At 28.9% G+C, this 15,736-nt stretch carries 18 protein-coding genes; all 18 read right to left on the reverse strand.

The window, feature by feature from the left end:
• Window positions 1–19 precede the first annotated feature (19 nt).
• The 18 genes from B5X81_RS10835 to B5X81_RS10910 all read right to left on the reverse strand — a co-directional run bounded on the left by B5X81_RS10835 (window position 20) and on the right by B5X81_RS10910 (window position 15,639).
• On the reverse strand, window positions 20–1,378 hold the full coding sequence (locus B5X81_RS10835; protein ID WP_079491687.1) for a radical SAM/SPASM domain-containing protein: 1,359 nt from the start codon (window positions 1,376–1,378) through the stop codon (window positions 20–22).
• Between the two features lie 85 nt (window positions 1,379–1,463).
• Complete coding sequence (gene tigB / locus B5X81_RS10840) at window positions 1,464–1,670, reverse strand: methyl-cyclopropylglycine-containing RiPP peptide TigB (RefSeq protein WP_079491688.1); 207 nt, start codon at window positions 1,668–1,670, stop codon at window positions 1,464–1,466.
• Window positions 1,671–1,721: 51 nt separating this feature from the next.
• Complete coding sequence (locus B5X81_RS10845) at window positions 1,722–3,479, reverse strand: ABC transporter ATP-binding protein (protein WP_079491690.1); 1,758 nt, start codon at window positions 3,477–3,479, stop codon at window positions 1,722–1,724.
• A 121-nt stretch (window positions 3,480–3,600) separates the two neighbouring features.
• Entirely contained in the window at window positions 3,601–3,732 is a 132-nt protein-coding gene (locus B5X81_RS28430; RefSeq protein ID WP_280175272.1) for a hypothetical protein, read from the reverse strand.
• A complete protein-coding gene (locus B5X81_RS10850; RefSeq protein WP_079491691.1) occupies window positions 3,717–4,430 on the reverse strand; it encodes a zf-HC2 domain-containing protein in 714 nt (237 codons plus the stop codon). Before B5X81_RS10850 ends, B5X81_RS28430 begins: the two co-directional genes overlap by 16 nt.
• Window positions 4,427–4,897 (reverse strand): RNA polymerase sigma factor, encoded by a 471-nt coding sequence (locus B5X81_RS10855; protein WP_079491693.1) that lies wholly within the window; start codon window positions 4,895–4,897, stop codon window positions 4,427–4,429. Before B5X81_RS10855 ends, B5X81_RS10850 begins: the two co-directional genes overlap by 4 nt.
• Before the next feature lie 912 nt (window positions 4,898–5,809).
• Window positions 5,810–7,075, reverse strand: coding sequence for a radical SAM protein (locus B5X81_RS10860; protein ID WP_170917377.1), 1,266 nt, complete (start codon window positions 7,073–7,075; stop codon window positions 5,810–5,812).
• Between the two features lie 498 nt (window positions 7,076–7,573).
• Window positions 7,574–7,819 (reverse strand): ATP-binding protein, encoded by a 246-nt coding sequence (locus B5X81_RS10865; RefSeq protein WP_079491697.1) that lies wholly within the window; start codon window positions 7,817–7,819, stop codon window positions 7,574–7,576.
• 147 nt (window positions 7,820–7,966) lie between these two features.
• On the reverse strand, window positions 7,967–8,869 hold the full coding sequence (locus B5X81_RS10870) for a DUF3298 domain-containing protein (protein WP_079491699.1): 903 nt from the start codon (window positions 8,867–8,869) through the stop codon (window positions 7,967–7,969).
• Window positions 8,870–8,917: 48 nt separating this feature from the next.
• Window positions 8,918–9,430, reverse strand: a complete 513-nt coding sequence (locus B5X81_RS10875) for a sigma-70 family RNA polymerase sigma factor (protein WP_079491700.1) — start codon at window positions 9,428–9,430, stop codon at window positions 8,918–8,920.
• A gap of 332 nt (window positions 9,431–9,762) precedes the next feature.
• Window positions 9,763–9,900: a CRISPR-associated endoribonuclease Cas6 gene (locus B5X81_RS28755; RefSeq protein ID WP_139380317.1), complete on the reverse strand. Its 138-nt coding sequence runs from the start codon at window positions 9,898–9,900 to the stop codon at window positions 9,763–9,765.
• A gap of 557 nt (window positions 9,901–10,457) precedes the next feature.
• A complete protein-coding gene (locus B5X81_RS10880) occupies window positions 10,458–11,081 on the reverse strand; it encodes a class I SAM-dependent methyltransferase (RefSeq protein WP_079491702.1) in 624 nt (207 codons plus the stop codon).
• A 137-nt stretch (window positions 11,082–11,218) separates the two neighbouring features.
• Complete coding sequence (locus B5X81_RS10885) at window positions 11,219–11,854, reverse strand: hypothetical protein (protein WP_079491704.1); 636 nt, start codon at window positions 11,852–11,854, stop codon at window positions 11,219–11,221.
• Between the two features lie 42 nt (window positions 11,855–11,896).
• Window positions 11,897–12,652: an AAA family ATPase gene (locus tag B5X81_RS10890; protein ID WP_079491705.1), complete on the reverse strand. Its 756-nt coding sequence runs from the start codon at window positions 12,650–12,652 to the stop codon at window positions 11,897–11,899.
• Between the two features lie 215 nt (window positions 12,653–12,867).
• Complete coding sequence (locus B5X81_RS10895) at window positions 12,868–13,575, reverse strand: DUF5131 family protein (RefSeq protein ID WP_079491707.1); 708 nt, start codon at window positions 13,573–13,575, stop codon at window positions 12,868–12,870.
• 11 nt (window positions 13,576–13,586) lie between these two features.
• On the reverse strand, window positions 13,587–14,039 hold the full coding sequence (locus B5X81_RS10900) for a hypothetical protein (RefSeq protein WP_079491708.1): 453 nt from the start codon (window positions 14,037–14,039) through the stop codon (window positions 13,587–13,589).
• 208 nt (window positions 14,040–14,247) lie between these two features.
• Window positions 14,248–14,751, reverse strand: a complete 504-nt coding sequence (locus tag B5X81_RS10905; RefSeq protein ID WP_079491710.1) for a GNAT family N-acetyltransferase — start codon at window positions 14,749–14,751, stop codon at window positions 14,248–14,250.
• 480 nt (window positions 14,752–15,231) lie between these two features.
• On the reverse strand, window positions 15,232–15,639 hold the full coding sequence (locus tag B5X81_RS10910) for a DUF5673 domain-containing protein (RefSeq protein ID WP_139380303.1): 408 nt from the start codon (window positions 15,637–15,639) through the stop codon (window positions 15,232–15,234).
• Between the last annotated feature and the right edge of the window lie 97 nt (window positions 15,640–15,736).

A 15,736-nucleotide genomic window follows, 5' to 3' on the forward strand; every position in this document is an offset into this window, starting at 1 on the left:
CCCACCCTCCTCTTAGAAATTATATAACTTCTAATAAATCATCTGGTGTACTAAGTATAAGATTTTTAGTAATATTTTTATATAGTGAACACAGTATATTTTCTTTATAGAATATACTACCTACTTTCTTTTCAGCTGATCCCATACATACCCCTGAACAGAATTTATCCAATTCACAATCTGCACAGCTATCACTATTTTTATATATTCTATTACTGTAGTTCTTATAAATATCACTTTTATAGATATTGTCGTAATCTTCTATATCACCGACCTTCTGGACACAACACTTGCAAATATATACCTCACCATTTGGTTCAATACTTAGCTTGCATCCTGTGGCCGGACAAGTTTTATATCCACTTAATAAATACAGTGGCTCATTTCCAATTATTTGTGAATATATTTTTTCCCAGTATCCTGTAACATTAATTCCCTTTTCTCTTGCATAGCAATACGTGTCAATTAGTAAATCCTGTACTTGTTTTGTATCATAAGAGGTATTATAATAATTTGCGTCTAGGTCTAATATCAATCCAATATTTTTTATATTATATTTATCAGCTAAATTAACTAATTCCCTATTGTTATAATCTCTTAATGTAGTCTGTGAAATAACAGAATTAAATGCGATATTTATATTCCTATTTGATAGCATCTCTAGCTTAGGAAGTACTACATCCATTACTGACCTACCATCTTTATGTACTCTCTCTTTATTTGTAGGTGAATCAAAACTAATTATTAAATTACAGCCATACTTTTCAAAATAATCTAACATTTCTATATTAAGCAATGCGCTATTAGTAGTTATAGTATAAAATAACTGTATATCATATTTTTTACCATCTTCATATTTATCAAATACTTGTTTTATAGTACTCCAATTTAACAGAGGTTCTCCACCAAAAAACTCAATAGTTAAATTATTGTTACCATTAGATTTAACATTATTAATAGCTTTTTCAATGGCTTTATCGGCTATATGAAATGGCATATCCTTCTTAACCAGCTTTTTTCTATCCATACAATTATTTGTATCTTCAAAGCAGTAAGCACAATTAAAATTACAATCATTTGATAATATAAGCTGAATACCTCTCACAAGATATCCACTATCTAAATTTTGTGTTCTATAAATTTTCTCCGCTTCAAAATAATTGTCTTCATTAAAATCTTCTTCATGTATAAAATAGTTATCTAGTAACTTTTCAACTATTTTCTCATCTAATTTACTAATTTCAGTATTATCTAGTGAGTTCAGAACATTTAATGTTTCATCTGTAATCAAACATAAATTGCCAAAATATTTATGGTAAAGATAATTTTTTTTATCACCTTTGATATATATCAGCTTATCAGATTTAATATATCTCATTAGTAAACCCCCATAATCATTACTAGGGGGATAACTCCCCCTAATAATTAAGTAAGTAGCCTATATTGTCTTCCTTAAGTAAGTTTTACACTGAGCCTATTGTTCCTGACACTGAACCAATGGTTCCTGATACTGAACCGATAGTTCCCGATACTGAACCGATAGTTCCTGATACTGAGCCGATAGTTCCTGATACTGAGCCAGTTCCTGATACTGAGCCTATAGTTCCTGAAACAGATCCTATTGTTCCTGCAATTGGCTTGTAAACAAGGTCCATAGAACTTCTCTTCATAAATCCACCTCCTTAAATATTTTTTAGAAATAGCACTTATAGATATTAGTGCTAATAACTAACATTTATATTTAGACACTTATCGTGCTTTAATTTGTCATAAAATGTTCTATAGATAGGATTTTTCTCGTATAATTCATTATGATTGCCTTGACATACAATATTACCTTCAGCTAAGTAAAGGACATTATTAATTTCTTTAATTAGCTCTGGATTATGAGTTATTAACAAGATTGAATTGTTATTTTTAAATCTATTTAATATATTTATAAACCTATGTATGCTCTTCCCATCTAAAAAATTAGTTGGTTCATCAAGTATCATTATCTTATTCTCTTTTAAAATTGTTCTAGCTAACATTAGCTTTTGTGCTTGACCACCTGATAGGCTTACTCCATTTTGTAGTATTTTTGTATTGTATCCCTTTTCCAATGACATAATGAAATCATGAATGCCTAATTCTTTAGTTATTTTAACTACTTGTCCATAAGTATATTGACTATTTTTCAACGTAATGTTATCATATATACTCATATCAAACATAAAAGGCGATTGATTTATCACAGATATATTACTTATATAAGAACTGTAGTCATATTCGCTAATATCTATATTATCTACTGTGATTTTACCTTTGGTGCATTTATATAATCTTAATATTAGATTTACTAACGTAGACTTTCCACATCCATTATCTCCGACTAGTGTTAAGATTGACCCCGCATTAACTTTAAAAGAGATATTTTCAAGTACAGGTTTCTTATCATACATAAAAGTAACATCATGAAATTCTATATCTCCGACAATATTGTCACATCTATGATTTCCAAACCTAGCATCTTCTATCTCATGATTTTCTACTAGATTATTTATTCTTTCTATAGAGTTCAGTAATTGCTTAATACTTATATTCTGATTTAATAAATTTGAATAAGCTAAGGCAAATCTATCTGAATATGCAGTAAATGCAATATAGTATTCATAAAGTAATCTATCCTTTAAAATCATTACGCAGCCAACTACTAGTACTATTATTGACATAATAAAGCTTAGGGTATTTTTTACAAAATAAGCAGTTATCTCTATTTTACTAAACTGTAATTGCTTATTTTTAACATTAATAGCCTTTTCTTTGTATGTATCTAAAACGATATTTCTTAATCCTAATACTTTTATACTCTTTAATCCATAAAGTATTTGATGTATAAAATTTATATACTTATCTCTAGTATTTAATATTTTTTTACCTTGCTCTTTAATCTTAAAACCGTATTTGATGTTAGTAAGTGCTATAAGTGGTGTAAAAAGCAATATTATAATACCAAGTAATAAATTCATTTTTAACATAATTATTGTCAAAATAGTTATTTGGATTATATTTAGAGATGTTTCAAAAAAATAGTTGAGAATTGATGATGCAATTGATGGGGCATCACTTTCAAGAATTTGTTGTAAATTACCTTTTTCAAAACTTAGAAAATCATTGTATTCCATATGTATTACAGTATGATATAGATATGTCTTTATGTTGTATGTGATCTCCAATGCCACTTTTTCTTTTAAATATTTTTCAGTTACCTCACATATTGATAAAATAACATAGATACCTGTGATTCCAATAATGTAATATATCAGCAAATCAGAGCTTTTATTAAATAATAGTACTAATAGCTTTCCCCACAATAATGGCTGTAATACATTTAGAATGACCTGTAAAATAAGTAACAATTCAATTAAGAATATAAGCAACTTAAATTTTTTAAAAAAAGGAATTAATTTTAGGAGTAATTTATAACTGCCTTTTTCCATTTTTTATCTCCGTTTCCATTTTTCTTAATTATATACTATTTCTATTTTTTTGTAAATATTTATTTTTTACCCATATATTCAAATTCCCCACAACTTTCTAAGGTACCGGTTATAACCCGACTTACTTAACAAGATTTACTTCTTCTGTCTTTAAAGATGCATGAAATGACTCTATACATGCATTATCATAGGGATTACCTTTACCACTAAAGGAATGAATAATATTAAGTGTACTGTTTATAGTACAGTACACTTTTTCCAAATAAGAATTGCATCCTGTGTCGCCTTTGTAAATTCTTCGTTTGACATTTGTGCAAGGTTCTTGTAATCGCCAATGAGATAATACACTGCTGTTATATCCTCTTTAGATAGAATAGACTCTCCATTTTTATCGGAATCAACCATTATGTTATTTCCTATTGAAAACTGCTTAACTTCATTCTTATGTGGCTTTGAGAAATATTTAGTCCAGATAGAATCAGTGTAGTAAACAAAGACAACATCTTGCTCTATACCATTTTTTTCAATTGTCTTAGTATACGTATATATGCAATGATAGTCTTTGCTATTAAATAGGATATTAATCACTCCATCGTCTGCTATATCCACACTTAACAGTTCATCTTCATACAAAATTGGAATCTCATAGTGAAATATAAGAGAAAAACCTGCTAAGAATACTACAATTGCACATAACACTGAAACTGCTGATATCATCATTGTTTTTCGAAATAGTTTCTTTTTGAGTCCTTTTAATCTATCAAATTTTGCTTGCTCCGTTGCTTTCTCAATATTACTTTGAATGAAATCATTATTCATACTGTCAAGATATTTTTTACAATCATTACATTCTAGTAAATGTTTCTCAACCATACTACGACTTTCGTTACTACAAACATCATCATGATAGAGAGGTAATAAGTCTTTAACTATTTCACATAAATTTTTCATTTTAAGCCCTCCTTAATTTTAAGCTTTGCACGATAAAATGTGACTCTTGCCCAGCTTTCTGTTCTATCAAAAAGCTCAGAGATTTGTAAAAATGATAATTCCCCAAACACTCTTAAAGAGAAGACCTCTTTATATGGTTCATTTAAAAAATGGAGTTTTTTGTGTATCTCCCACGCTGTTTCTTTATTCATTAACTTTTGCTCTATACTTTCACTTTCTTTTTCTTCATAAGGTTTATCTATAACACGCTTACTCTTTCGGTATAGTGAAAAGTAAGTGTTTTTTGCTATTTGGCACAACCAAACTCGCATTTTACAGTTGCCTTCAAATTTATCTATACTTCTCAAAGCTTTAAAAAACGTTTCTTGAGTTATTTCATTTGCCAAACTATCATTACGACATAGTGACAAAGCATATTTATAAACATCACCAAAATATTGAGAATATATTTCTTCAAATTCAGTCACAATTTCACCTCTCTTTCATTCATAAGACCCATGGAACTAAATTTCGTTACAATTTTTCAAAAAAAATTTAAGCGTGCTGTTTGACACGCTTGCAAAATGTATGTAAATTGCTCTAAATAAGTCTCTTGATTTCTACTAAAGATTAATTTCCTTATTTCTGCTACAAATATGAACTTTTTTATGATTAAATCAATTTTAATTTCTTTGCATATTATACCATGTTTTGATAGCACCTGACTATAAAGCATTATACGCATTTCAATTCCAAAAATGCAAAATTTAGATTCTATTATATCCTCTACAAAACTATTATTTATGGTCTATTTCTATTTTACCAAAGTCAAATATCATTAAATGAATGTTAAATAATATGGTTTACTATAAATAAGATAAATCTTTTGTTAGAAGACAACTTTGCCACAAAAAGAAAGCAGGTAGGCCTACGCCCTGCTTTCTTTCACTTTACTGCATTAATTAATGCTGCAAAAGCTACAATTAATTCTGTCCCGATATTGTTGATATTAAAGATTTTTTAATAGAACGTTAATATTAAGATTCCATTTGTCATATTCAACAAAAAGTCCAGATCATTCCCAGTTTCTATCTTTTCTTTTACATATATTCTAACGCTACCACATTCTTTACATAAATCAGCATAGAACCATTAAATTTGCGAAGTAAAGAAATTAATGACTTTAACATCTTAATATTTGATTGGTCAAAAACCTTCTAATATTCTTTGCGAATCATGCGTATTCTTGAAAAAACATATTGTACCATATTCTCAGATTAATTTTAAGTGATTCCTTAGAGTAATAAATTTCAAAAAGTCACTTCTAAATTATGTAATAACATATAACAATATTAAATCTTTAAAGGCCCCTCGTAAAGTAATTTCACATGCTGTAATACTTAACAAGCGTTGTTGTCTCTTATTTCTATAACCTTTGAATCTGCCTTTTCTTGTAATAAAAATTCGTATATATCCTCGGGTTTAAGTGGAACCTTATCACATATATCTTTAAGTGTAGATCTTTTTTCAATAGCTCTAAGTATCTTTATTCCCTCGTTTGTGTATTCAGTAGTTATACCTAGATTAGGATAAAATATCTCGGACTCTATAATAGCATAAGGCTTACATAGCTCAAAACTCACTTCATAGGGAAGATCAAAACTTCTTAATCTCTTTAATGCCTCCTGACATAAACTTGGCATAGTTTCCCTTGTGCTGAATGGACATGGTATACAAACATCTTGATATTTACACTCATTACATACTTTATTAATATTGTTTTTATGTAGACTTTCTAGAAATGGCTTCATAGATTCTCCAAAATCATTATTCCAATTATCTCCATTTTCAACGTTTATATTAAAGTTTGTATATGTCTGACATGGAGATATGTTACCATATGGATCTGCATATATTTCACTAGATAATGCTGTACACCCAGAGCTATCTGTAGATAAGTTTGAGCCAGTTTTTTTGTTGAAATATTCATTTATAATAGGAAATTCATTTAAAATAGAAAGCTTTACACCTGGATTTTTTATACCATATCTTAATAAATCCTCAAAAAAATCTAAAGTTTCACTAGTCTTCATTTCAAGTAAATCCTTATTTATATAAGCATTTCCAGCGAGTGTTAGCTTTGTAACCTGATATATTATATCCAAGTCCTTGGTTAGCTCTATAAAAGAATAGATATCATTTTTATTTAATTTATTTGCCACAAAATTTATACCTAGCTTAACCTTATTTTTTTTATTTCTATTTTTATTTAAATTATCTAAATACTTAAGAGAACTTATAGCTCTTTCCCATGTACCCTCACCTCTTATAAGATCGTGAGTATCCTTAAGCCCCTCTATACTAATAAATAGGGATTCAATATCGCAGCACATTATATTATCTAAAAGAGATTTGTCAACTTGTCCATTAGTTATGATTAACACCTTCATATCCTTTGAATTTAAATAACTTATAATATCAACTATATCCTCATGTATAAGTGGCTCACCGCCTATCAGATTAACAGCATCAACAAAATCACTGACATAGTCTAATAACTTTTTATAATTTTTATACTCTGATTTATTATCCTCAAGCAAATCAATAGCAGCACAATGCTTACACCTTAAATTACACTTATTAGTTATATCCCATGTTAATCTCAATCTATCACCCCATATATATAATATATTGTGGGGCTGGCTCATATATACAGAGTCCAGCCCCCAATCCTCTATAAAATTACACTTTAAATACTACCAGCAAACGTCAGTACAATGTCCTCTAGGATAAACATTCTTAGTACTCTTTTTAACTTTCTTTTCTTTAACTTTAAACATAAAATCTCTCCCTTTTGATGTTTTTTTATTGATTGATATACATTAAATAAGACTTAATATATAAAGCACAGCTTAATTTAAAAATATATCAATCTACTAATACAATAACTATGTACCTATATAAAAATTTATACATACAATTTATATTTTTTATAAAATTTTGTTAATATAAACTAAAAGAAACATAAGCATAAATTTCAGCACATCTTTTGATTAGAAATCTCGCCAGCATATTCTATTTATCTCAACCATATAACAAAAAACCACAAAATATAGTGTTTTGTGGTTTTTTCAAAACAATGATTACAAGTTCACTTATTAATTCTAATAATATACGGGGATGGCCCGACTCACTAGCTCTTCCTTTGTCATTCCTGTACCAGTATCAGAAACCTTTAAAAACCTATTTTCCTTATCATCAGTAACTTTTATATAATAATTCTCTTTATTAAAAGTTAAAGAATCATCGGTTAAATCCTTACAATATATCTTGTCAATTGTATCGCTAGAATTAGATATTAATTGTCTTAAAAATATTTCTTTGTGGGTATAAATGGAATTAATTATCATATCCAATAGCCTTTTAGACTCTGCTTTAAACTCCTTTTAATAGCTAAATATAATATTTAAAAGAAATATTTAGAAAGGAAATTCTTTTCTTAAAATAGTTTCCTTGTTATATTTATTAACAATACCTTTACTCTAACTTCTAAAAACTTATTTAATATACTCACTACCTGCTAAAATATCTTTAATTACATCCGTTGGAATAACAAATTCTGGATTGCCCATATATCCAGCAGCAACTTCATATTTATCAAATACAACTACCAATTTTCCATCTTCATTAATATAAAAGTTTTGCTCCTTAGATATTTTTTCAAATCCTTCCATAGGCTCTTCATCAGTGTCATCTGCAATCCAATAAGTCTTATCTTCATGATCCTCCATCTGTGTTCTCATTTGGCTGATAATATTTTTACTTATTACTTCTATATAGCTACCATCTTTAAATAAGCTAGGTAGCGTTATTAGAACTTGTTTCTTTTTATCGATAGTATCATATTTTAATTCTGTATAAGAAGATCCAGCTGTCTTTACCACATATCGTTTTATAGAAAATACCAAATCATTATCAGTAATTATTTCATATCCAGCATCTACACCAATATTTCCTCCCCCCTTTTCTTTTAATTCTTCCATTTCCGCTATAAATTGATCATACAATTTTTTATTCTCTTCTATATATTTTTCATTTAAACTATTCTCCAGCTCTTGATTACCTAAGCCTTGTATTCGTGGTACTTTTATATCAGCATTAAATTTCTCCTCATCCACAGTATATTCTTTAAAAGTCAATACTTTTACCATTTCTCCAACAATCGGCACCTTGGATAAATTATCTGCAAATACTGAACTTGTATTAATTCCTACTGTTAACACCCCTATCGTAGCAGCAATAGAAGCTGCTATTGTTACTGTTCTTTTAAATTTATTTTTTCTTTTCTTCATATTTGCACTGCTCTCCTTTATAGCTTTTCTAACAACATAGTCTAATTCTTTTGGAATAGGTATATCCATATATTCCTTTTTCAGACGCTCCAGATTTTTATCTTTCATGTCGAAACCTCCTATTAACTTTTATAATAATCCTTTTTATTTCATTTTTTATAGTGCATTGGATATCAACTTGTTTTCATTCTTCATTTTAATTTGTAGTTTTTCAAGACCTTTATATAAGCGAGTTTTTACCGTATTTACATTCTCATCTAATATTTCAGCAACTTCTTTCAGTTTTAAGTCTTCAAAGTATCTTAATATGATTACACTACGGTATTGATTAGGTAAATCATCTAATGCAAGCTTTAAATCAAAGTCTTCATACTTGTCTACCTGACCCGAATCATATCTACACAAAGTATCTTCTTCTACTACTACAACTCTTTTTTTCTTTCGTAGAAAATCTAGTGAAGTATTTACTATAATCCTATAAAACCAAGTTTTTATGTAGCTGGGGTTTTTTAAAGAATCAATTGATGAAAAAGCTTTATATATTGACTCTTGAACAATATCCATAGCATCTTCTGAATTTTTCACATAACTATATGCTAGTCTATAATGATTATCTTTAAACTTGATTACATAATCTGTTATTTCTTCTTCCAAACTATTTCTTTTCATGAAACATAATTGCTCCTTTCTTCTATTTAAGATACGTATCTTAGTTAACTTACACTATATAGACGGCTATGTCTTATAAAAAGTTTTAAAATTATTTTTTTTTTAATAAAGGGTACCGGATACCATCCAAATCTTTTGAACCTTTTATATTGTTATCCACCCCTAATAGTAAAAAAAACTCCGGGAGGTCAACAACAACTATTTTAATTATAAATGAAATAGTAATTGCAATGTATAAATAGGTTTTTATAGTACCTACTAGGAATTATGCAATTTTAAAAAACTGTCTGATTTATATTAGTTCTAAAACAGACAGTTTTTTGCAGTTTTTCTTATACATTCTTAATATGGTTTATACATTCAAATCTTTGAAATTTTTTTGAACATAGGCCACATCCTATAGCAATATTTAGAAATCTTGTATTTCTTTCTAACTCAAAGTATCCGCTCCATCCCTTTATTCTAACTATTTTTCACTGAATTTTCTGGCGGCTTGAATTTTTAGTTTAAAAAATCAAAATTATAATATAATATAATTGAAGGGAGCTTCAGAGCTCTACATTAAACAATCGAAAATACATTGTTAAAAATGTCGGCAACTATTCCATCGGGCATCACCCCTTTATCTTCTGTTTATGCTCATCATCAGCTCCCATGATATGTACAAACCCATTTTCTTGCATCTGCAATGGGTTTAAATCCATCACCAAGATATCCTAGTCTATATTTTAAAATTCTAAACCCAGCTTCTGAATATAGATTATCATTACTTACTCTTGGTCTTGAATAAGAAATAAATATTTATAATATATATCTTAAAGTAAATACCTCGAGTGTTACCAATTAGAATGAAAGGTACCAGGTATCTTTTTATTTGTAGAGGGAACTAGATGAAATAGAAAAGAAATTAAAAAAACAAAAGAAAATTTACATTAACAGGGATTAAAACGCCTAGATTTTAATCTAAATAAAAAGATTAAAGACTAGACGTTGTTTTTTAAGAATATTATAAGAATTGTAGGGGATTTTATTTCTTTTTAGCAGAAATAAGTAGCATCATTGGTCTACGTAATTCATCTTGCATTTCAGAACTATCTTTTAACATAGACTCCTCTGGCTTAGGTTCTATAAGCTTTGTCACTTCAAAATTAGCCATAATCAAGTTATTGATATAAGTAGTTAGTGTTTTATGATATTTTATAACTTCTTCGCCTAAGAAATTGGCTTTGCGAATACCTTCTATAAAATATCGATCTACAGGCCAGTGTAAGCGATTGCCTTGTTCATCATAATACCATTCTTGATTTCCATATGATGTAAATATTGGATGTTCAACTGAAAAAATAAATTCTCCACCACTTGAAAGACAATAATTTATTTTTTTACAAATGTCATCAAAAGACTCGATGTAATGAAAAGTGAGAGAACTAATTACAACATCAAAGGTATTTGGATGATAATCTATGTCTTCGATAGGCTTTTTTATGTACTCAATTAGTGGAGATGTAGTCATCTCCTGAGCTTTTTTTAACATCCTTTCGGATATATCAATACCGATTACAGATTTTGCTCCTTGCTCAATTGCATATCGGCAATGCCAACCAAAGACACATCCTAAATCCAAAACATGTTTTCTATATATGCCTTTGATTGTTTAAGAGCCATATGTGCACTACGATTGGGTCTGAATCCATAGCTATATTCAGAGAACTCTTTATCAAATACTTTATTTAATACCTAAGCGGTAATATACCTTCAAGAACTTTTAGAATGCTTTTTATTCATAGACTATTCATTACAGTAGTCACTTGAAAATGAAAAATCCAGTACATACTTATAATTTTCATTTCCTGTATATTCTCCCGTTTTATTATCTCGTCTACAAGAATCAACATGATGAATTTCTTTACCATTATTAGTGATTTCAAATATTTCTACTTTTGTATACTCTTCATTTTTTCTAAATACACATACATTAGGATTTTCACAGTCATTTAATCGATTAATGAAAAGCTTATGTATTTGCAGGATAGGTTTATCATTTACATCCCCGCCCTCATATTGAATCACTGCATTGCCATCATTTAAGTTTACAATTAATATTTTTTCATTTTGTTGGTCTAGTTGATCAGTTGAAACATATACGTAATGGTTATCATCTAGGAACTCACCAAACATGACCTTTCGATTCTGTGTGTTTTTTAATGTTTCTGTGAATTTATTGATTAATTCCTCTTTTTCTTTTGTGTCCAGTTTAGTATTTTGCTTATTCTCATTTTGTTGCTCAATTGCTCCCTTATCCATTGATTTATCAACATCAATTTCCTCCGTGGCACTTACTTTGTTTTCATTACTACATGCTGCTAATGTAAAAATAAGTGCTACAATTAATAGAACTTTCCCTACTGCGATTAATTTTTTCATAATTTCATCCTCTTTTTCTATATATTATATTACTATATAATTTTATCTCTCCTCCATTAATATATCTAACATCTTTTGTTTATTATTAATGAAAGAGCTCATGACTTGATAATGCTCCGTTTCTTCATATTTAACTTCTTTAAAACCATTGTTTATCTCATAAATAACTGAATTAGGATATGCCATTATTATTGGTGAATGTGTAGCTATTATAAACTGACATCCCTTCTGAACTAATTCATGCATTCTTGTTATCATAGACATCTGTCTTGATGGAGATAAGGCAGCTTCAGGTTCATCCAATATATATATCCCTTCTCCTCTAAACTTATTAATGAATAATGAAAAAAATGACTCTCCATGAGATTGTTTATGTAATGAAATTCCTCCATAAGAATCTATGATTCTAGGTCCTGGACCATCTTTATCAAGTTCATCTATATTTGATGCTACGTTATAAAAACTCTCTGCTCGAAGAAAAAATCCATCTTTGGGCCTCTTTACACCTTTAACTAATTTAAAATTACTATATAAATTTGAATGTGTATCCATTGACGAAAAGTTGAAGTTTTTAGTCCCTCCTTCAGGATTAAATCCATAAGCTATTGCTATTGCCTCTAAGATAGTTGATTTTCCAGTTCCATTTTCTCCAATTATAAACGTAACACTTGGATGAAATCTCAACACATTTAGTTTTCGAATAGCTTGTAGAGAATATGGATATTCAGAGAAAGAACGTATTTTTTCCCGATTTAGTTCTACACTTCTAATGTATTGATTGATATTTTCTAATTCCATTCTACTCTCCTTATGCTTAATAATATGTCGAATATTATTCTTGTAAATATGGCTATGTTCTATAAAAAGCTATAAAAGACTACTTTGACATTGACATTTCCTATAACACCCCAATATTTGCGACGTCTCTGAACCGTCCCCCATAGATAGCCCTTCGCATAATATAAAGGATGCGTTATAACTGAAACAACATATTTTGCTCGTTAGCTTAAACTTTAGAAGTTAATATTAGCTTTTTTTGCCTGCCTACATAAATCTTTAACCCTAAGTAAATATTTTTTTCCATCTTTAATAAAATGAGTCCCACATTGTCTAAATTCAAAGTGAGTTCCTGTTTCTATACATTGTTGTCTAATAGATAAAACCCAATCGTAGTCCAAAGGTCTTGCATTTCTATCAGACTCTCCCCCTACCACAACCAATTCAATATTATTTAAATATTTCTTAATGTTTATGCTTTCAATTAGTGGTTGACAGATAATGTTTTTATGCTTTATAGTCAAAGTATCAAAAATTGCAAGTCTATTATCTGCTCGTTCTTGATTTTCAATAGTACATCCAACCGTTACATTTTCGTACCCATCATTCCAGTTATCCGGAATACATTTTAAAAAACGCTCAATACGCTTGGTTAAAAAGATAAAGTGCAAGTCACTTCGCTCTTTCATCATCTGCCAGCACTCATTTCTCCACTCATCAGCTTCTTCAATCAAAAAGTCGGTCGAAAAGCATAGGTAAACCACTTGCCCAGGTTTAATCCTATATTCCCCTTTTTTATTCTTCGTCACAGGAGCATAAAAATTATTAGTTTTTACGATCTGATTTGTGTCTACATCTCGTTTCGCATCACCTTTGTGTATGTAGCAAAATTTACAACCTTCACTGTATTTATGACATCCACGCCACGGATTCCACATTACCATAGAATATCACCTTAAAACCTAGACTTTTCATAGTTATAAGGAATGCTTGTTCCAACAACTACATCTTCTATTTTTTCAAAAATAAGCCAATCATCCATATTACTCTGACGGTAAAAATCCAGTGGCTCTATTCTCTTTGTATACTGAAATTCAACCAAGCATATACATTTTTTACGCCAGCGTTCCTGTTGCTTTCTTGATAGATTCAGTTTAAATTGATTCTCCTCTAATATATCGTCTATCTGTTCCTCTGTCAATTTTACATAATTTTGAACACTTTTAACGGTTGCGGTTGCAGAAATTTTAGCAGTACCCTTTTTCATAAAATATAGAGTTTCACCTTCAAAAACACGGCTATGAGGAATTTTCCTACCTGCAGCTGCACGAATAATCATAGTCTTAGAACCATCTAAAATCTTTTCCAATACCTTTTCTTTATCATCACAATACACCAAATGTACCAAAATATTCACCTTCCTTTAATATATAGTCTTTAGAGTATATCTATCTTTATTTCCTTGTAGGTCATGCTTGCACCCGGTGAAGGGATGTGGCATGGCAATTCTTATGAGATGACTCCTTCATTCTTATCCCCATTGGAGACCCTACCATAGCCGAAGCGTAAGTACTTTGTTATATAATGTTATTCTTCCCCTTCCGATTCTATTTTTCCTATTCAAAATTCTCTAATATCTTTGATACAATATCTCCTTTAAACTCACTTGCAAGTATATCCATATATATTTCACCATATTTCTTATCTCCGAAAGTAATAGCTTCCCTTCTAATTCCAATAACTTTAAACCCACATTTTTCATAGCATTTAATAGCACGCTTATTAAATCCCCTAACTCTTAGCATAATATTATTTAAATTTATTATATTGAATCCAAAATTCAATATTAATTCTATTGCTTCCTGGCCCAAGCCCCTATTCCAGTATTCTTTATTCCCTATAAAAATCCCTAGTTCTGCTGTTCTATTTATAAAATCTACATTAAGCAAACCACAATTTCCAAGTAACTCATCCTTCTCAAAATCTACAATTGCAAAATTGTATCCTTCTACACTAAGTCTCTCTAATATCTCTCTTTCTTTAGATAAAGGTATTACTTGAGGTGCTGAAACTAAATGAATCCCTAGTTCCAAGTCATTTAACCATTCTGTATATTTCATACAAATTTTATGAAAATTGAAACAAATCGAATCCTACGAAATCCTGCTCAACCATTCCAATAAAAGGGAAATAATAATGTTATATAACTTAGAACTTTTATGTCGCAAACACTTCCAAATAAGTGTATTACATGGCTAGTTGTGTCGGTAATACTCTCCTATATATGAAATAAACTTTTTATATTATATAACATTCTGGTAATATTTTACTTAAAGATATTATATATGTCAAACCCCATATAATAAAGATAGAATTTAACTCTATTTCTAATCTACCGATAAACTATTCTTTTACAAAAAATCAAGACCGTTTTTCCAGTCTACGCTAACTAAAATTTTAGTGTAATATCTTTTAATGATTATGAAAACCTGGGAATATGATGAAATTATAGATAAGTCATCAGCAGGAATTATATGTTATAAAGAATCATTGGATAGCCCTTTCTACTTTTCAATAAAGATTAAAGTCATATAATCATTTTAAATAATAGATGAGGAAAGCTTAATATATTTTTGCAAAATTTTATCTATTTGCTTTTTATTTTTACAAGAAACTTTAACTTTTTCTTCATACTCATTTAAATTTGAGCCTTGGATTTTAAATTTAATGGTATCAGGAGACATCCATTCATAGTAGTAAATTTTATTCCAGCTATAAAATCCATTTTCAAGGTAAATTCCTTTTTCTCTTATTTCTGAGTATTTAAAGGTTTTTGAAATATGTAATAAAGATATAAAAATCCATATTAGTGAAAGTATTATATCCATAAAATCTTTGTGTCTATTAAAAATTATATAGGTTTTTAAGTTTAAAAATAGCAAGTGGATGAAAAAGACAAAAGAAGCAATGAGAAAAATTAATAATCCTTTTCTATTTTTTAGTTTCATTATATATTTTCCCTTGGCATTTCTTATATCAAAGGTTTTAAATATAAAAATAATAGTAAGTAGAAGTATAAGCAAATGAGAAAATAATAAGGTTTTC

It is taken from the genome of Maledivibacter halophilus (genome assembly GCF_900167445.1).
GTDB classification, from domain to species: Bacteria; Bacillota; Clostridia; order Peptostreptococcales; family Caminicellaceae; genus Maledivibacter; species Maledivibacter halophilus.